The 18,813-nt window shown below is 61.1% G+C and carries 18 protein-coding genes; 16 read left to right on the top strand and 2 right to left on the bottom strand.

Going from position 1 to position 18,813, the window contains the following annotated elements:
- Positions 1–90: 90 nt before the first annotated feature.
- Positions 91–1,080 (bottom strand): malate dehydrogenase, encoded by a 990-nt coding sequence (locus tag O0881_RS08885; RefSeq protein WP_034789110.1) that lies wholly within the window; start codon positions 1,078–1,080, stop codon positions 91–93.
- A gap of 305 nt (positions 1,081–1,385) precedes the next feature.
- On the opposite strand from O0881_RS08885, the gene O0881_RS08880 reads away from it, so the two are divergent.
- From O0881_RS08880 to O0881_RS08840, 9 genes are all read left to right on the top strand, one after another.
- Positions 1,386–2,279, top strand: a complete 894-nt coding sequence (locus tag O0881_RS08880; protein ID WP_289910949.1) for a GntR family transcriptional regulator — start codon at positions 1,386–1,388, stop codon at positions 2,277–2,279.
- Between the two features lie 306 nt (positions 2,280–2,585).
- A complete protein-coding gene (sdhC, locus tag O0881_RS08875; protein ID WP_034752080.1) occupies positions 2,586–3,008 on the top strand; it encodes a succinate dehydrogenase, cytochrome b556 subunit in 423 nt (140 codons plus the stop codon).
- A 2-nt stretch (positions 3,009–3,010) separates the two neighbouring features.
- A complete protein-coding gene (gene sdhD, locus O0881_RS08870; protein WP_034752078.1) occupies positions 3,011–3,376 on the top strand; it encodes a succinate dehydrogenase, hydrophobic membrane anchor protein in 366 nt (121 codons plus the stop codon).
- Between the two features lie 2 nt (positions 3,377–3,378).
- Positions 3,379–5,160, top strand: coding sequence for a succinate dehydrogenase flavoprotein subunit (gene sdhA, locus O0881_RS08865; RefSeq protein ID WP_099667069.1), 1,782 nt, complete (start codon positions 3,379–3,381; stop codon positions 5,158–5,160).
- A 9-nt stretch (positions 5,161–5,169) separates the two neighbouring features.
- Positions 5,170–5,880, top strand: coding sequence for a succinate dehydrogenase iron-sulfur subunit (locus O0881_RS08860; RefSeq protein ID WP_034752075.1), 711 nt, complete (start codon positions 5,170–5,172; stop codon positions 5,878–5,880).
- 117 nt (positions 5,881–5,997) lie between these two features.
- Positions 5,998–6,279, top strand: coding sequence for a succinate dehydrogenase assembly factor 2 (locus O0881_RS08855; protein WP_034752073.1), 282 nt, complete (start codon positions 5,998–6,000; stop codon positions 6,277–6,279).
- 122 nt (positions 6,280–6,401) lie between these two features.
- A complete protein-coding gene (gene gltA, locus O0881_RS08850) occupies positions 6,402–7,706 on the top strand; it encodes a citrate synthase (RefSeq protein ID WP_099667070.1) in 1,305 nt (434 codons plus the stop codon).
- Positions 7,707–7,851: 145 nt separating this feature from the next.
- Positions 7,852–8,193, top strand: a complete 342-nt coding sequence (locus O0881_RS08845) for a helix-turn-helix domain-containing protein (RefSeq protein ID WP_289910948.1) — start codon at positions 7,852–7,854, stop codon at positions 8,191–8,193.
- Positions 8,194–8,418: 225 nt separating this feature from the next.
- On the top strand, positions 8,419–8,961 hold the full coding sequence (locus O0881_RS08840) for an NAD(P)H-dependent oxidoreductase (protein WP_289910947.1): 543 nt from the start codon (positions 8,419–8,421) through the stop codon (positions 8,959–8,961).
- Positions 8,962–8,977: 16 nt separating this feature from the next.
- On the opposite strand, the gene O0881_RS08835 is transcribed toward O0881_RS08840, so the two are convergent.
- Positions 8,978–9,442, bottom strand: a complete 465-nt coding sequence (locus tag O0881_RS08835; RefSeq protein WP_289910946.1) for a hypothetical protein — start codon at positions 9,440–9,442, stop codon at positions 8,978–8,980.
- A 116-nt stretch (positions 9,443–9,558) separates the two neighbouring features.
- On the opposite strand from O0881_RS08835, the gene O0881_RS08830 reads away from it, so the two are divergent.
- The 7 genes from O0881_RS08830 (at position 9,559) to O0881_RS08800 (ending at position 18,812) form a co-directional block, all read left to right on the top strand.
- On the top strand, positions 9,559–10,533 hold the full coding sequence (locus O0881_RS08830) for a LysR family transcriptional regulator (protein ID WP_289910945.1): 975 nt from the start codon (positions 9,559–9,561) through the stop codon (positions 10,531–10,533).
- 257 nt (positions 10,534–10,790) lie between these two features.
- Positions 10,791–13,643, top strand: coding sequence for a 2-oxoglutarate dehydrogenase E1 component (locus O0881_RS08825; protein ID WP_034789088.1), 2,853 nt, complete (start codon positions 10,791–10,793; stop codon positions 13,641–13,643).
- Between the two features lie 116 nt (positions 13,644–13,759).
- Positions 13,760–15,016: a 2-oxoglutarate dehydrogenase complex dihydrolipoyllysine-residue succinyltransferase gene (gene odhB / locus O0881_RS08820; RefSeq protein WP_230542174.1), complete on the top strand. Its 1,257-nt coding sequence runs from the start codon at positions 13,760–13,762 to the stop codon at positions 15,014–15,016.
- Positions 15,017–15,110: 94 nt separating this feature from the next.
- Positions 15,111–15,488 carry a PspC domain-containing protein gene (locus tag O0881_RS08815; protein WP_077407361.1) on the top strand — a complete coding sequence of 126 codons (378 nt, stop codon included), beginning with the start codon at positions 15,111–15,113 and terminating at the stop codon, positions 15,486–15,488.
- Positions 15,478–16,908: a dihydrolipoyl dehydrogenase gene (gene lpdA, locus O0881_RS08810; protein WP_034752057.1), complete on the top strand. Its 1,431-nt coding sequence runs from the start codon at positions 15,478–15,480 to the stop codon at positions 16,906–16,908. Before O0881_RS08815 ends, lpdA begins: the two co-directional genes overlap by 11 nt.
- A gap of 70 nt (positions 16,909–16,978) precedes the next feature.
- A complete protein-coding gene (gene zapE, locus O0881_RS08805) occupies positions 16,979–18,076 on the top strand; it encodes a cell division protein ZapE (protein WP_289910943.1) in 1,098 nt (365 codons plus the stop codon).
- Between the two features lie 16 nt (positions 18,077–18,092).
- On the top strand, positions 18,093–18,812 hold the full coding sequence (locus O0881_RS08800; RefSeq protein ID WP_289910942.1) for a hypothetical protein: 720 nt from the start codon (positions 18,093–18,095) through the stop codon (positions 18,810–18,812).
- The last annotated feature ends 1 nt before the right edge of the window (position 18,813 follow it).

The following is an 18,813-nucleotide window of genomic DNA, read 5'->3' as shown; positions in this document are numbered from 1 at the left end:
TAAAAACTACTTGAGAAAACAGCCGCGCCGCGAATCTCGCGGGCGGCCTTCTTGGCGGGCGGCGCTCAGGCCGCGCCGCCAATACTGGACTTAGGCCAGCAGGTGTTTCACGCCTTCGCGCTCTTCGGTCAGCTCTTTCAGGGTCAGGTTGATGCGCTCTTGCGAGAATGCATCGATTTCAAGACCTTGAACGATGGTGTACTCACCGTTGTCGGTGGTGACCGGGAAGCCGAACACGGTGCCTTCAGGAATGCCATACGAGCCATCCGAAGGAACGCCCATGGTGGTCCACTTGCCTGCGGTGCCCAGCATCCAGTCATGGATGTGGTCGATGGCGGCGTTCGCTGCCGACGCTGCCGACGACAGGCCGCGCGCTTCGATGATGGCCGCGCCGCGCTTGCCGACGGTTGGCAGGAAGGTGTTGGCGTTCCATTCCTGGTCGTTGATCAGGTCTTTCACAGCCTTGCCGTTCACGGTGGCGAAACGGTAGTCGGCGTACATCGTTGGCGAGTGGTTGCCCCACACGGTCAGCTTCTCGATGTCTTTCACGGCGGTGCCGGTCTTGGCAGCGACTTGCGACAGCGCGCGGTTGTGGTCCAGGCGCAGCATGGCGGTGAAGTTTTTCGCCGGCAGCGACGGCGCCGATTTCATGGCGATGTAGGCGTTGGTGTTGGCAGGGTTGCCGACCACCAGCACTTTGACGTTGCGCGAAGCGACGGCGTCGAGCGCCTTGCCTTGCACGGTGAAGATCTGGGCGTTCGCTTCCAGCAGGTCCTTGCGTTCCATGCCCGGGCCGCGTGGACGCGCGCCAACCAGTACGGCCACGTCGACATCCTTGAAGGCGGTCAGCGGATCGGAGTGGGCGGTCATTTCCGTCAGCAGCGGGAACGCGCAGTCGTCGATTTCCATCATCACGCCCTTGAGCGCCTTCTGGGCTTTTTCGTCCGGGATTTCAAGCAGTTGCAAGATGACAGGCTGGTCTTTGCCGAGCATGTCGCCATTGGCGATGCGGAACAACAGGGCGTAGCCGATCTGGCCGGCGGCGCCGGTCACTGCAACACGCATTGGGGTTTTAGCCATGATGAATCTCCAAAAATGGGAAAGAAAACGGGCTTGAAGCTGGGCTTACGCTTATCCGGAAAAACTATAATGATACCAAAACCGGCCCGCGCCACCGAATTGCTGGTGTACGCTGCCGTCACGCTTGTGCTGCACGAGGCCAGAGTGGCTGGCCGACAACATAAAACGCTGGCTCACAAGTTTTATCGAGGGCAGTTTAGGCCTCCGATCTCTATCTGTCAATCATATCTTATGTCTTATATAAGACAGATAACTGCGTGTGTTTTACTGGACGCGGGCAGTGATTTGTGTTGAAATGTCGGACTATGAATTCCGCCTCGTCCAATCTGACCAACAATGCCACTGCTGCAAGCGGGGCGGTCAGTCCGACCGCGGGCACCCCGGCCACGCCTGTTGCCGCAGCGGCCAGCATCGCCGCCGCCCCTGTTGCCAGCGTCAATACCACTGCCGCCACGGCCGTGCCAGCGCCTGCCGCGAATGCCTCGCCCACCTTCAGTCCCCTGTACCAGCAGATCAAGGCGCTCATCACGCAAAGCCTGCAATCGGGCGAATGGAAGCCGGGCGAACTGATTCCCAGCGAAGTCGAGCTGGCGGGCCGTTTCAAGGTCAGCCAGGGCACGGTGCGCAAGGCCATCGATGAGCTGGCCGCCGAGAATCTCGTCATGCGCCGCCAGGGCAAGGGCACTTTTGTTTCCACCCACCATGAGGCGCGCGCGCATTTCCGCTTCCTGCGCCTGGTGCCGGACGAAGGCGTGCCGCACTATCCCGAAAGCAAGTTTATTGAGGTCAAGCGCGTGCGCGCGCCGGCCGACGTGGCGCGCCTGATGGACCTGAAGTCCGGCGACGCCGTCATCTTCATCAAGCGCGTGCAGTATTTCGACGGCGTGCCGACCATCGTCGAGGAATTGTGGCTGCCCGGCCTGATCTTCAAGGGCCTGACGGCCGAGCGCCTGGTGGAATACAAGGGTCCCATGTACGGCCTGTTCGAGACGGAATTCGGCACGCGCATGATCCGCGCGTCCGAACAGATCCGCGCCGTGTGCGCCGACGCGGGCGCCGCGCAATTGTTAAATATCGACCTCGGCACGCCCTTGCTCAGTTCCGAGCGCGTGTCGTTTACCTACGGCGACAAGCCGGTCGAACTGCGCCGGGGCTTGTACCTGACCAGTCGTCATCATTATCAGAATGAACTCAGCTGAAGCGGCGGGGCGCCCGCGGGCGTCCGAACAAGCAGCAAGGCTGAAGTGCATCGCTTGCAAGATGCCTGCCGCAAGGCGGGCAACGGAGACAACGGAAAGCGCAGCGACAGCATGGCCCGCCCCGGCGGGCCGTGTTTTGCCGGCGATTCTGTAATTAAATTACGTGAACTACGGAAAGTAGCGCGGTATTTTGTAGTAAAAAACCATTTTGGTTATATGTAACAATAGATATTGGTATGGGTTGCGAAAATCGGCGAAAATCGCGGCTTCAATATTTAGTTGAAATTCAAAGGGGAGGTTTTTGTTATGTCTGAAGCCGTAAGAGAAGTACCAAAAAAAGAACGGCCGCAATTCCGTAACATTCATGTTACCGAATTGTCGAACTACCGCATGGCTGTCGGCGCCATCGTCTCGATCCTGCATCGCATCAGCGGTTTCATCATTTTCGCCTTGCTGCCGTGCATCCTGTACATGCTGGAACTGAGCCTGCGTTCCGAAATGTCGTATGCCTACTTCCAGGGCATCGCCTCGCACTGGTTCGTCAAGCTGATCACCCTGGGTCTGGTCTGGGCCTTCCTGCACCACTTCTGCGCCGGCATCCGCCACCTGTTCATGGACGTGCACGTTGCAATCGAAAAAGATTCGGCACGCAAGACCGCGTCCTCCGTGCTGGTCGTGAGCCTGGTGCTGACGGCTTTGGTCGCTTTGAAACTGTTTGGAGTATTTTAAACATGGCAGACAATAATATCGGACCGAAACGCCTCGTCGTCGGTGCCCATTACGGCTTGCGCGACTGGCTGGCGCAACGCGTTACCGCCATCGTCATGGTGGCCTATGTTGCCATCCTGCTTATTTCTTTCCTGACCGGCAGCAACTTCAGCTATGAAGGCTGGGCTGGTCTGTTCGCACAGCAGTGGTTTAAATTGTTCAGCCTGGTGACCTTCGTCGCCCTGTTCTACCACGCATGGGTCGGCGTACGCGACATCTGGATGGACTACGTGAAAAGCGCTGGCCTCCGTCTGACCCTGCAAATTGCCACCATGCTGTGGTTGATCGCTTGTGCCGGCTGGACGGTACAGATACTCTGGAGTGTGTAATCGTGGCAGCATATAAATCTGCAATCCCTACCCGCCGCTTTGATGCGGTAATCGTTGGCGCCGGCGGTTCCGGCATGCGCGCGTCGTTGCAGCTGGCTGAAGCTGGTCTGAACGTCGCAGTTCTGTCGAAAGTTTTCCCGACCCGCTCGCACACCGTTGCGGCGCAGGGCGGTATCGGCGCGTCGCTCGGCAACATGGCCGAAGACAACTGGTTCTGGCACATGTTCGACACCGTCAAGGGTGGCGACTATCTGGGCGACCAGGATGCCATCGAATTCATGTGCCGCGAAGCACCGAAAGTCGTGTACGAGCTGGAACACTTCGGCATGCCATTCGACCGCAACCCTGACGGCACCATCTACCAGCGTCCATTCGGCGGCCACACGGCCCACTTCGGCGAAAAGCCGGTGCAGCGCGCTTGCGCGGCAGCCGACCGTACCGGTCACGCCCTGTTGCACACCCTGTACCAGCGCAACGTGCGCGCCCGTACGCACTTCTTCGTCGAATGGATGGCGCTCGACCTGATCCGTGACGCCGAAGGCGACGTGATCGGTGTTGTCGCGCTGGAAATGGAAACCGGCGAATGCATGATCCTGGAAGCAAAAACGACGGTCATGGCAACGGGCGGCGCAGGCCGCATCTTCGCCGCGTCGACCAACGCCTTCATTAACACGGGTGACGGCATGGGCATGGCGGCACGCGCCGGCCTGCCGCTGCAAGACATGGAATTCTGGCAGTTCCACCCGACCGGTGTGGCCGGCGCGGGCGTATTGATCACCGAAGGCGTGCGCGGCGAAGGCGGCATCCTGATCAATAGCGAAGGCGAACGCTTCATGGAGCGCTATGCGCCGACCCTGAAGGATCTGGCGCCGCGCGACTTCGTCTCGCGTTCGATGGACCAGGAAATCAAGGAAGGCCGCGGCTGCGGTCCGAACAAGGACCACGTGATGCTGGACCTGCGCCATATCGGCGCCGACACCATCGCCAAGCGCCTGCCGTCGATCCTGGAAATCGGCCACAAGTTCGCCAACGTCGACGCCACCAAGGAACCGATTCCTGTCGTGCCGACGATTCACTACCAGATGGGCGGCATCCCGACGAACATCCACGGCCAGGTCGTCACCCCGACCGGCCCGGATAATTCGGCCAAGGTTGTCAACGGCCTGTACGCGATCGGCGAATGCGCCTGCGTCTCGGTGCACGGCGCCAACCGCCTGGGCACGAACTCGCTGCTCGACCTGGTGGTCTTCGGCCGCGCGGCCGGCAACCACATCGTCAACAGCGGTCTGAAAGCCAAGGAAAACAAGCCTTTGCCAGCCGATGCAGCCGATTTTGCCATGGGCCGCCTGGCGCGCCTGGAAAACTCGACCGGCACGGAAACCGTGCAGGGCGTGGCGAACGACATCCGCGCAACGATGCAGAAGTACTGTGGCGTGTTCCGTACCGACGAGATGCTGAACAAGGGCGTCGAAGAAATCATGAAGCTCGACGAGCGCCGCAAGCACGTCTCCTTCAAGGATAAATCGATGGTCTTCAACACGGCCCGCGTGGAAGCGCTGGAGCTGGACAACCTGATCGAAACGGCGAAAGCGACCATCGTTTCGGCAGCTGCCCGCAAGGAATCGCGCGGCGCCCACGCCCAGGACGACCATCCGCAACGTGACGACGACAACTGGATGAAGCACACTCTGTGGTATTCGGAAGGCAACCGACTGGAATACAAGCCAGTCGTGACCAAGCCGCTGACGGTTGATACCTTCAAACCGAAACCACGTACTTTCTAAGGCTATACCATGGCACGCACTCTCAAATTCAAAATCTACCGCTACGATCCTGACCAGGATGCCAAGCCGTACATGCAAGACCTGACGGTCGAACTGAAAGACACCGACAAGATGCTGCTCGACGCGCTGCAGCGCATCAAGGCGGACGTCGATGACTCGCTGGCCCTGCGCCGCTCGTGCCGCGAAGGCGTGTGCGGTTCGGACGCGATGAACATCAACGGCAAGAACGGCCTGGCATGCACGACCAACCTGAACGAACTGTCGGAGCCTATCGTGCTGCGTCCGTTGCCAGGTCTGCCAGTCATCCGCGACCTGATCGTCGACATGACGCAATTTTTCAAGCAGTACGATTCGATCAAGCCTTTCCTGATCAACGATTCGATCCCGCCTGAAAAAGAGCGCCTGCAGTCGCCGGAACAGCGCGAAGAACTCGATGGCCTGTACGAGTGCATCCTGTGCGCATGCTGCTCCACGTCGTGCCCGTCGTTCTGGTGGAATCCGGACAAATTCGTCGGCCCGGCCGGCCTGCTGCAAGCCTACCGCTTCATCGCCGATTCGCGCGACGAAGCCACCGGCGCGCGTCTGGACAACCTGGAAGACCCGTACCGCCTGTTCCGCTGCCATTCGATCATGAACTGCGTCGACGTCTGCCCGAAAGGGTTGAACCCGAACAAGGCGATCGGCAAGATCAAGGAATTGATGGTCCGCCGCGCGATCTGATCCTCCTGATCGCGTCCGCCGGGCGCCGTTTGCGGGAAGAGGGTATCCTCTCTTGCCTGCAGGCGGCGCCTGCAAAGCAGCACCGTGCCGCAAGGCACACGTAAAGTGGTAAACCAAATGACAGAATCAATTTTGTCCTCGCATCAGGCCGACCCGGCCAACCGCGCCCGCCTGCGCTGGCGTTCACGCCGTGGCCTGCTGGAAAACGACATTATCCTGACCCGTTTTCTCGATGCGTATGAAACCGAATTGACCGATGAAGAAGTTGACGCGCTGACGCGTTTGCTGGATTTATCGGACAATGCGTTAATGGATCTGGTACTGGCCCGTAAAGAGCCGGAAGGCGAAGTCGATCTGCCGCATGTGCGCGCACTGCTGCAACGACTGCGCATTGCCTAGACGCCTGGGCGATATATTGCAAACGGTGCGAGTGGCGCGCTGTAGCACTGCCGAATTGCGGTGCGAATTGCAGCCAGAATTTTTGATTTTAATTTCGACTCACTCCCGAGAAGGAAGAGCCCATGAATATCTCTGACACAAAAGCTACCCTGTCGTTCTCCGATGGCAGCCCATCGCTTGAATTTCCAATCTACAAAGGCACGGTTGGCCCGGACGTCATCGACATCCGCAAACTGTACGCCGGTAGCGGCAAGTTCACCTACGACCCAGGCTTTATGTCGACGGCCGCCTGCAACTCGTCGATCACCTACATCGACGGCGACAAGGGCGAGCTGCTGTACCGTGGTTACCCGATCGAACAGTTGGCCGTCAACGCCGACTTCATGGAATCGTGCTACCTGCTGCTGAACGGCGAACTGCCGAACGCGGCGCAAAAAGCCAAGTTCGTCGACACCGTCACCAAGCACACGATGGTGCACGAACAGATGCAATTCTTCTTCCGTGGCTTCCGCCGCGACGCGCATCCGATGTCGGTCCTGGTGGGCACCGTCGGCGCGCTGGCATCGTTCTACCATGACTCGCTGGACATCAACGACCCGCGTCACCGCGAAGTGTCGGCCATCCGCCTGATCGCCAAGATGCCGACCCTGGTCGCCATGACCTACAAGTACTCGGTCGGCCAGCCGTTCGTATACCCACGCAACGACCTGTCGTACAGCGCCAACTTCATGCACATGATGTTCGCCAACCCGTGCGAAGAGTACAAGGTCAACGACGTGCTGGTGCGCGCTCTGGACCGCATCTTGATCCTGCACGCGGACCACGAGCAAAATGCATCGACTTCGACCGTCCGTCTGGCCGGTTCGTCGGGCGCCAACCCGTTCGCCTGTATCGCTGCCGGTATCGCCTGCCTGTGGGGCCCTGCCCACGGCGGCGCCAACGAAGCGGCGCTGAACATGCTGAAAGAAATCGGCACCGTCGAGAACATCCCTGCCTTCATCGCGCAAGTCAAGGACAAGAACTCCGGCGTCAAGCTGATGGGCTTTGGCCACCGCGTGTACAAGAACTTCGATCCACGCGCCAAACTGATGCGTGAAACCTGCTACGAAGTGCTGCAAGAACTGGGTCTGCAAGACGACCCACTGTTCAAGCTGGCGATGGAACTGGAAAAGATTGCACTGAACGACGAATACTTCGTTTCGCGCAAACTGTACCCGAACGTCGACTTCTACTCGGGCATCGTGCAATCCGCACTGGGCATCCCGGTATCGCTGTTCACCGGTATCTTCGCCATGGCCCGTACGATCGGCTGGATCGCCCAGTGGAACGAAATGATCGCCGACCCGGAACAGAAAATCGGCCGTCCGCGCCAGCTGTTCGTCGGTTCGACCACGCGCGAAGTATTGCCACTGGACAAGCGCGCTTAAGTTGCCGCGTATTGTTCCTGCCGGGCCTTGTGGCCCGGCGCACAAAAGCGAGCCTCGCGGCTCGCTTTTTTTATGCCTGTCCGCACCGCCGGCCGCAAGCCGGGCTGGTATGCTCAGGCCTGGCTTCAACAGAAAACATAACGCGATGAATGACGAAACATGCGCCCCCAGCGGCGTGGCCTTGGGCGATACGGCATTTGGCTATACCTTGTCGCTGATCGGCGGCAAGTACAAGATGCTGATCCTGTACGCGCTGGCGGAAAACACGGTGCTGCGGCATAACGAACTCAAGCGGCATCTCGGCGGCATCGCCTTCAAGACCCTCAGCGTCGTCCTGAAGGAACTCGAAGCCGATGCGCTGATCGTGCGCAAGGAATATCCGCATGTACCGCCCAAGGTGGAATATTCCCTCTCAAGCAAGGGCGCCTCGCTGATCCCCGTGCTGCATACTTTGTGCGAGTGGGGTGAACGGCACCAGCCTGCCTGATCCAAGTACGCCTGGTAAAGGGGATTTCTGGAGTCAAGTAACTTACCTTTTATGCTGTATAGGTAGTCAATGTGCGTAGTTGTGAAAAGTACTCGCTATGGTTATGCTGTTTTTGCCCCTGCAGGCGCGCGGCCATGTGCTGCGCGCCTTGGGGCAGGGTACCGGTTTGCCTGCTTTTCTGTGCATGCGGGTCCGGTGCATTCATCCCATATTCAGGAAAGCAGCATGAAGAAAACCCTCGTTATCGTCTTCCATCCCTCGATCGACACCTCGGTCGCCAACAAGCGCTGGCTGCAGGAGCTGGCGCAGCATCCCGAGCGCTACACCCTCCACGACGTGCACTGGGCTTATCCGGATGGAAATATCGATGTGGCGCGGGAGCAGGCGCTGGTGGAGGCGCACGCCAATGTGGTCTTGCAGTTCCCCGTGTACTGGTTTAACTGTCCGCCCTTGCTGAAGCGGTGGCTCGATGACGTGCTGGCGTATGGCTGGGCCTACGGCACGGGCGGCGACGCCTTCAAGGGCCGCAAGGTGGCGCTGGCCGTCACGGCAGGCATCCGCCAGGAAGACTTCACGCCGGAAGGCAAGTGGAACGTCACCCTGGCGCAGCTGCTGGCGCCGTTCGATGTCACCCTGGCGTATATCGGCGCCGACAACCGCCGCTTCTTTGCCTTCTATGGTGCGGAAGACGGGCCGAAGGAAACGGGTTATGCCGGGCGGCTGGCGCGCAGCGCGCAAGAGTATGAACGCTTCCTGGCCGCCTTGTAAGAGCGCTGGTCCAGCCTCAGTTCAAGGCCGCTTCCAGCTGGCGCAGGGCGACCTGCCGGCCCTCCAGCTGCAGGCTGTCGCCGTCATAGGGTTGCGGCAGGACGATGCGGTGTGGCGCATTGTGCTTGAGGATGCCGCCCCAGTGGGCGACCCTGGCGCCGGCCTGGCGGCGTATCGCCTCGACCGTGGCGCCGCTGGCGAGGATATGGGCTTGCGGAAAAGCTTGCTGCAGCACGCCCAGGCCGAAATAGGCTTGCGGTTCGGCCGCGCTGATATAGATGGTGGTCAGGCGCTTGCCGCTGGCGGCGATGGTGTGCGCTAACTGCGCCGCATCGTCGCGCAGGAACTGGGTATTGACGAGGATGGCGTCCGCCACGCCGCTCAGCAGCAGCGAGGTGGACGGTGCGCGGCCCAGCACATCCAGTTGGAAGGTCTCCAGCGTGCGGGAGGGGTGAAAGGGGAGGGCGGCGCGTGCAAGCATATTATTCTTTCAATATTAGATACTCTCTTGCATATTATCCTTTCGACCAGACACGGGAAATAGGGTAGATTGCAATACTTAGTTGCATGAATCGGATGAATCAAGGGAGTACCCGCATGGACCGCATCACCGCCGCACAAGTATTTGTCGCCATCGCCGAGCGTGGCAGCATGGTGGCCGCCAGCGACGCGCTCGACATGTCGCGCGCCATGGTGACGCGCTACCTGGCCGAGATGGAGCAGTGGGCGGGGGCGCGCTTGCTGCATCGCACCACGCGCCGTTTGAGCCTGACGGATGCGGGCGAGGCCACCCTGGCGCGCTGCCGGCAGATGCTGGAAGTGGCCGGCGCCATGGCCGTCACCTCGCCCGAGGGCCTCGACACGCCGCACGGCTTGCTGCGCATCACCTGCTCGCAATCGCTGGCGCAGACGGCGCTGGCCGGCGCAGTGACCGCTTACCTGCGGCGCTACCCGCGCGCCGCCGTCGACCTGCAGATGGAGAACCGCGCCGTCAATCTGGTGGAGCAGCGCATCGACCTGGCGATCCGCATCACGAACGCGCTCGAGCCGAACCTGATTACGCGCCAGCTGGCCAGCTGCGCTTCGGTGGTGTGCGCCGCACCATCGTACCTGGCGGCGCACGGCACGCCGCGCCGGGCGGAAGACCTGGCCTTGCATAACTGCCTGACGTACACGTATTTCGGCAAGAGCCTGTGGCAGTTCACGCACGACGGGGAAGCGCTCACTGTCCCCGTCAGCGGCCGCCTGTCGGCGAATGAGTCGCTGGTCCTGCTGGTGGCCACGGTGGCGGGGGCGGGCATCGCCATGCAGCCGCGCTATTCGGCCGCGCCGCTGATCGCCAGCGGGCAGCTGGTGGAGCTCCTGCCCGCGTATCAGCCGCAGGACATGGGCATCTACGGCATCTACACCTCGAGACAGCACATGTCGCCCTTGCTGCGCACCATGCTCGACTTCCTGGTGGAGTGGTTTGCCGGCGATCCCGATTGGCTGGCGGCCATCGCGGCGGCGCCGTTGCCGGGCAGACCAGTTGGGCGCAAGCGGCACGCCGGCGGGGCTGCCGATGTGCTGTAAGCACAACAGTGACAGGCTTGCAAGCCCGGGAAAATCAACAACACAGCTTACATTTGCTTGCCAAATAAAATTCAACTAGCGGTTGTTGCGTTACAATACCGCGTGCTATTCTAAATGACGGTATGCAGAATGCTGGTGCAATAAAAAAGCCCTTCCCCACAACTTGATGTGCAATCCGCTAACCGGTCAGGCCGTGTCGCGGAAGGTTAGATTAACCCGCTAATTCCTCGCGAAGCGCGAAGAAAGGTGAGCAATATATGCAGCAATTAACGACCAACTCCTACCTGTTCGGTGGGAATGCTCCGTACGTGGAAGACCTGTACGAGGCGTATCTGAACAACCCAGGCTCGGTACCCGATAACTGGCGTTCCTACTTCGACGCGATGCAGCACGTGCCTGCCGTCGATGGCACCAACAAGCCTGACGTGGCGCATGCCTCCGTCGTCGCCTCGTTCGCCGAGCGCGCAAAAGCTGGTCCGATCCGCACAGTGACCGCTTCCTTCGATGCTGAAATGGGCCGCAAGCGCGTCGCCGCCACGCAGCTGATCGCCGCTTACCGCTACCTCGGTTCGCACTGGGCCAACCTGGATCCGCTGCAACGCCAGGAACGTCCGATGATCCCTGAGCTCGAGCCGAGCTTCTACGGTTTCACCGATGCGGACATGGACACCGTGTTCAACATCAGCAATACCTATTTTGGCCCCGAGACCGCCACCCTGCGCGATCTGCTGAACTATCTGCGCGATACCTACACGCGCTCGATCGGCGCCGAATTCATGTACATCTCCGACCCGGCCGAAAAGCGCTGGCTGCAAGAGAAACTGGAAGCGATCCGCTCCACCCCGAATTTCACCCCAGAGAAAAAAATCCACATCCTCGACCGCCTGACCGCGGCTGAAGGCCTGGAACGCTATCTGCACACCCGCTACGTGGGCCAGAAGCGCTTCTCCCTGGAAGGCGGCGAAACCTTCATCGCCTCGATGGATGAAACCATCCAGCGCGCCGGCGAAAAAGGCGTGCAGGAAATCGTGATCGGCATGGCCCACCGCGGCCGCCTGAACGTGCTGGTGAACACCCTGGGCAAGGCGCCGCAGGAACTGTTCGAAGAATTCGAAGGCAAGCATGGCGACGACCTGCCTGCCGGCGACGTGAAATACCATCAAGGCTTCTCGTCGGACATCTCCACCGCAGGCGGCCCGGTTCACCTGTCGCTGGCGTTCAACCCGTCGCACCTGGAAATCGTCAACCCTGTGGTCGAAGGTTCCGTCAAGGCGCGCATGGACCGCCGCGGCGACGCGCAGGGCGCGCAAGTGCTGCCTATCCTGGTGCACGGCGATGCCGCTTTCGCCGGCCAGGGCGTGGTCATGGAAACGCTGAATCTGGCGCAAACCCGTGGCTACCATACCGGCGGCACGGTGCATATCGTGATCAACAACCAGATCGGTTTCACCACCTCGGATCCGCGCGATGCCCGCTCGACCCTGTACTGCTCGGACGTCGTCAAGATGATCGAAGCACCGGTCCTGCACATCAATGCCGATGATCCGGAAGCCGTGGTGCTGGCGACGCAGATCGCGCTCGACTACCGCATGGAATTCAAGAAGGACATCGTCCTCGACATCATCTGCTACCGCAAGCTTGGCCACAACGAGCAAGATACGCCGGCACTGACGCAGCCACTGATGTACAAGAAGATCGGCCAGCATCCAGGCACCCGCAAGCTGTACGCGGACAAGCTGGTAGCGCAAGGCGTGATTCCTGCCGATGGCGGCGACAAGATGGTGGCCGCTTTCCGCGACGCCATGGACGCCGGCAAGCATACCGTCGATCCGGTCATCTCGAACTTCAAGAACAAGTACGCCGTCGACTGGCTGCCGTTCCTGAACAAGAAATGGACCGATTCGGCCGACACCGCCGTGCCGATGACGGAACTGAAACGCCTGGCCACCCGCATCACCACCGTGCCGGAAGACTTCAAGGTCCACTCGCTGGTTGAAAAAGTACTGGGCGACCGCGGCACCATGGGCCGTGGCGAAATGAACCTGGACTGGGGCATGGGCGAACACCTGGCCTACGCTTCGCTGGTATCGTCCGGCTACGCCATCCGCCTGACGGGCCAGGACGCCGGCCGGGGCACTTTCGTGCACCGCCACGCCGTCTTGCATGACCAAAACCGCGAGCGTTGGGATGCAGGTACCTACATTCCGCTGCAAAACGTGTCGGACAATCAGGCGCCGTTCACCGTCATCGACTCGGTGCTGTCCGAAGAAGCCGTACTGGCCTTCGAATACGGCTACTCGACCGCTGAACCGAACACCCTGACGATCTGGGAAGCCCAGTTCGGCGACTTCGCCAACGGCGCGCAAGTGGTCATCGACCAATTCATCAGCTCCGGCGAAGTGAAGTGGGGCCGCGCTTCCGGCCTGGTCATGATGCTGCCGCACGGTTACGAAGGCCAGGGTCCTGAGCACTCGTCCGCGCGTCCGGAACGTTTCCTGCAGCTGTGCGCAGACAACAACATGCAAGTGGTGCAGCCGACGACGGCTTCGCAGATCTTCCATTTGCTGCGCCGCCAGATGGTGCGCCAGTTCCGCAAGCCGCTGGTCATCCTGACGCCGAAGTCGCTGTTGCGCAACAAGGATGCCGGTTCGCCGCTGACCGACCTGGCCAAGGGCGGTTTCCAGACCGTCATCGGCGAAGTCGACGACAAAATCGACGCCAAGAAAGTCAAGCGCGTGGTCGCCTGCTCGGGCAAGGTCTACTACGACCTGGTCAACGCACGCAAGACCCGCGGCCAGACCGACACGGCCATCGTGCGCCTGGAACAGCTGTATCCGTTCCCGCACAAGTCGTTCGCTGCTGAACTGAAGAAGTTCCCGAACCTGGTCGAAGTCGTCTGGGCGCAGGACGAGCCGCAAAACCAGGGCGCCTGGTTCCAGATCCAGCACAACATCTTCGAAGGCCTGGAATCGGGTCAACGTCTGGCTTACGCCGGCCGTCCTGCTTCGGCGTCGCCTGCTGTCGGTTACTATGACAAGCACTACGCCCAGCAAAAAGATCTGCTGGAAACGGCATTCTCGAAGCTGAAGGGTTTTATCCTGACCAAGTAAGTGGCAGGATGACGGGGCCGTGCGTATGCATGGCGCCTGTTCGCATACATCGTGACGGAGCGCCGCCCTTGCTACGCAGGGGCGGCGCCGCAATAACAAAATAAACGGAGTTTTACATGGCACAAATCGAAGTCAAAGTTCCCCAGTTGTCGGAATCGGTTGCAGAAGCGACCCTGCTGGCATGGCACAAGAAAGTCGGCGAAGCAGTTGCGCGCGACGAAAACATGATCGATATCGAAACCGATAAAGTGGTGCTGGAACTGCCGGCGCCAGCCGCTGGCGTGATCGTTCAAATTATCAAGGCTGACGGCGCTACCGTTGTCGCCGGCGAAGTCATCGCCATCATCGACACCGACGGCTCGGCCAAGGTCAGCCCGATGGAAGTGTCGGCCGTGCCTGCACCAGCCCTGGCTGCCGCCGCGCAAGACGCCGCTACCGCGTCCGCGCCAGCCGCTGCGACCAAAGGCGATGTCGCCATGCCTGCCGCCGCCAAGATCCTGTCCGAAAAAGGCCTGTCCGCTGGCGACGTCGCCGGTTCGGGCAAAGACGGCCGCGTGACCAAGGGCGACGCCCTGGCCGCTTCCGCCAAGCCAGCTGTTGCGCCGCTGGCGCCAGCCGCTGCCAAGCCAGCGCTGCAGCAAGTTGCCACGCCGTCGGCCGCCAGCCTGGGCGACCGCCCAGAAGAGCGCGTGCCGATGAGCCGCCTGCGCGCACGTATCGCCGAGCGCCTGCTGCAATCGCAATCGACGAACGCCATCCTGACCACGTTCAATGAAGTGAACATGCAGCCGGTCATCGACCTGCGCAACAAGTACAAGGACAAGTTCGAGAAAGAGCACGGCGTCAAGCTGGGCTTCATGTCCTTCTTCGTCAAGGCCGCCGTCGCCGCCCTGAAAAAATACCCGATCATCAATGCTTCCGTTGACGGCAACGACATCGTCTACCACGGCTACTTCGACATCGGTATCGCCGTCGGTTCGCCACGCGGCCTGGTCGTGCCTATCATCCGCAACGCGGACCAGCTGTCGATCGCCGACATCGAGAAAAAAATCGGTGAATTCGGCGCGAAAGCCAAGGAAGGCAAGCTGACCCTGGACGACCTGACGGGCGGCACGTTCTCGATCTCGAACGGCGGCACCTTCGGCTCCATGCTGTCGACCCCGATCATCAACCCGCCGCAATCGGCCATCCTGGGCGTGCATGCGACCAAGGACCGCGCGGTTGTCGAAAACGGCCAGATCGTGGTACGTCCGATGAACTACCTGGCCATGTCCTACGACCACCGCATCATCGACGGCCGCGAAGCCGTCCTGGGCCTGGTGGCGATGAAAGAAGCGCTGGAAGATCCTGCACGCCTGCTGCTGGACCTGTAAGCACTGTAGTCCCCCGGCGTAGCCGCCGGGGCAATGTAGCTGATACCCCTTGCCAGAAGACGCAGCTGGCTGATCTCAATGAAAGAGGATTCCCATGAACGTCTCTGAAGAAATCAAGCGTCTGCACGAGTTGCACCTGGCAGGTGCCCTGAGCGACGCGGAATTCGCGCAAGCGAAAGCCAAGCTCCTGAGCAATATCAACCTGGACAAGCCGGACAACGCTTCCGGCGCCGCTTCCGGCCCCGCGAACGACCTGGTGCAGGAATTCAACCGCCTGCGCCGGTCGCGCAACGACCGCTGGCTCGGCGGCGTCTGCGGCGGCCTTGGTCGCGCTTCCGGCATGGAAGCGTGGATCTGGCGCCTCGTCTTCGTCCTGTTTACATTGACCTTCGGCTTCGGCGTGGTGATTTACCTTCTATTGTGGATTTTCGTACCAGACGAAGAGATTGGAATAACAAAACATGAGTACTAAACAATTTGACGTAGTTGTCATCGGTGCGGGCCCTGGCGGCTACATCGCCGCCATCCGCGCAGCGCAGCTGGGCTTTTCCGTCGCTTGCGTCGACGAGTGGTCGAACGCCAAGGGCGGCGCCGCGCCTGGCGGTACCTGCACCAACGTCGGCTGCATCCCGTCGAAAGCGCTGCTGCAATCGTCCGAGCATTTCGAACACGCGGGCCACAGCTTCGCCGAGCACGGCATCGACGTCGCCGGCCTGAAGCTGAACCTGGGCCAGATGCTCAAGCGCAAAGACACCGTCGTCAAGCAAAACAACGACGGCATCCTGTACCTGTTCAAGAAGAACAAGATCGCCTTCTTCCATGGCCGCGCCGCTTTCGCTGCCGCCGCCGCTGGCACGTATGACATCAGTGTGACGGGCGAAGCCAACGAAACCCTGACGGCCAAGCACGTGGTCATCGCCACGGGTTCGAACGCGCGCGAACTGCCGGGAGCACCCTTCGACGAGAAACTGATCTTGTCGAACACGGGCGCACTGGCCATCGACGCCGTACCAGCCAAGCTGGGCGTCATCGGTGCCGGCGTGATCGGCCTGGAAATGGGCAGCGTCTGGCGCCGCCTGGGTTCCGACGTCACCGTGCTGGAAGGCCTGCCGGTCTTCCTGGGCGCCGTGGACGAGCAGATCGCCAAGGAAGCGTCGAAGCTGTTCACCAAGCAAGGCTTGAAGATTAACCTCGGTTGCAAGATCGGCGCGATCACGCCAGGCAAGAAAGACGTCACCGTGGAATTCGTGGACGCCAAGGGCGAAGCGCAAAAAGCCGTGTTCGACAAACTGATCATCTCGATCGGCCGTACGCCGAACACGAATGGCCTGGGTGCCGACAAGGTCGGCCTGCAGCTGGACGAGCGCGGCTTCATCGCCGTCGACGGCGACTGCAAGACCAACCTGCCGAACGTGTGGGCAGTGGGCGACGTCGTGCGCGGCCCGATGCTGGCGCACAAGGCGGAAGAAGAAGGCGTTGCCGTGGCCGAGCGTATCGCCGGCCAGCACGGTCACACCAACTTCAACACGATTCCTTGGGTGATCTACACCTCGCCGGAAATCGCGTGGGTCGGCAAGACCGAGCAAACCCTGAAGGCCGAAGGCATCGCCTACAAGGCCGGTACCTTCCCGTTCATGGCCAACGGCCGTGCGCGTGCGCTGGGCGACACTTCGGGCATGGTGAAATTCCTGGCCGATGCGACCACCGATGAAATCCTCGGTGTGCACATCGTCGGCCCGATGGCGTCCGAATTGATTTCCGAAGCCGTCGTGGCGATGGAATTCAAGGCTTCGGCCGAAGACATCGCGCGCATTTGCCACGCTCACCCATCCCTGTCGGAAGCGACCAAGGAAGCGGCACTGGCGGTTGACAAGCGCACGTTGAACTTTTAATTGTAGTTAGTCCTACGGGGGCGCTCGCGGATTTTTTCCGCCGGCGCCCCTGTGCGTTAAAGCGAATCCCATGAACGTAGAAGAGTTTTACCAGCACGCGCTGCAGAAGCGTGATTTCAAGGCCGATGCCGCCCAGCGGCGCGCGGTCGACCGCCTGCAGCTGTGCTATGACGAGTGGGTGGCCTACAAGGGCCAGCGTTCGAGCACCTTCAAGCGCCTGCTGAACCGTCCTGCCGTGCCGAAAGGCGTGTACATGTGGGGTGGGGTGGGGCGCGGCAAATCGTTCCTGATGGACAGTTTCTACTCGGTCGTGCCCCTGGTGCGCAAGACGCGCCTGCACTTCCACGAATTCATGCGCGGCGTGCACCAGCAGCTCGATGAATTGAAAGGCGTGGCCGACCCGCTCGACGAGGTGGCCAAGCGCATCGCCAAGAAATACCGTTTGATCTGTTTCGATGAATTCCACGTCTCCGACATCGCCGACGCGATGATCCTGTACAACCTGCTGTCGGCCCTGTTCGCCAACGGCGTGTCCTTCATCATGACCTCGAATTACGACCCGGACCTGCTGTATCCGGACGGCCTGCACCGCGACCGCATGCTGCCGACCATCGCGCTGCTCAAGGACAAGCTCGACGTGATGAACGTCGACGCGGGTGTCGATTACCGCGGCCGCGCGCTGGAGCAGGTGGAAAGTTACTACACGCCGCTGGGCGCGGAGACCGACAAGGCTTTGCGCGACGCTTACACGCGCATCGCCGAGACGGCAGACGAAGACGCGCGCATCCGCATCGAAAGCCGCGAAATCCATTGCCTGCGCCGCGCCGGCGGCATCATCTGGTTCGATTTCGCCACCCTGTGCGGCGGTCCCCGCTCGCAAAATGATTACCTGGAAATCGCCAGCCGCTTCCATACGGTGATATTGTCCGGCATACCGGCCATGTCGGCGGCACAGTCGTCCGAAGCGCGCCGCTTTACCTGGCTGATCGACGTGTTTTATGACCAGAAGGTCAAGCTGATCATGTCGGCCGAAGTGGCGCCTGATGGGCTGTACACGAACGGCATGCTGGCCAACGAGTTTCACCGCACCGTTTCGCGTATCATCGAGATGCAATCGCGCGAATACATGGAAAAAGAACAGCGCGGCGCGGCCGACGCGATCGTTTGAGGCAGGGATAAGGAACATGATGGCAAATACACTATACAAGCTGGGTGCGGCGCTGGGCCTGGTCCTGGCGTTGTCCGCCTGCGCGCACCAGGGTGCCGCGGCGTTGGATGAGGTCGGCGCGCCGCAGGTGCCCGCCACCTTGTCGGTGGACGAGGCGGACGCCAAGCTGAAGCTGGTCGCCAGCGAGCGCGCGGCGGCGGAAGACGAGTTTGCCGCGCGCGAACTGGAGTGCTACGACAAGTTTTTCGTGAATAATTGCCTGGACAAGGCCAAGGAAAAGCGCCGCCTGATCCTCGTGCGCCTGCGCGCCGTCGAAGCGGAAGCGAATTACTTCAAGCGCGCCGAGTCTGTGCGCCTGCGCGATATCGACCTGGCCCGGACGCAGGAAAGTGCGCGCCTGGACGCCGAACAGCGTGCCGCGGCCTTGCCTAAGCCCGTGAAAGTGGTCGCGCCCGAGCCGGCGCCGCCCAAGCCGGAAGGCAAGAGCGTGGCCGAACGCGAGGCTGAGCACGCGGCGAAGGTGGCGAAACAGGCTGCCGCCGACGCTGCCGATGCGCCGCGCCGCGCCGCCCGCGAAGCAGCCTATGCCCGCAAGCAGGCTGACGCTGTGGCGCGCCAGAAACGGGTGGCGCAACGCCTGGCCGAGCGCCAGGCCGAAGCGCAGGCCAAAGTTGCGAAGGCGGCGGCCGCTGCCAGCACGCCGGCCGTTGCTGTACCTGTGCCGCCGGCCAAATAAC

The sequence above is a fragment of the Janthinobacterium sp. SUN100 genome (genome assembly GCF_030397705.1).
Lineage (GTDB): Bacteria > Pseudomonadota > Gammaproteobacteria > Burkholderiales > Burkholderiaceae_D > Janthinobacterium > Janthinobacterium kumbetense.
The sequence above is the reverse complement of the archived record's forward strand: the minus strand, read 5'-3'. Positions and strand labels throughout refer to the sequence as shown.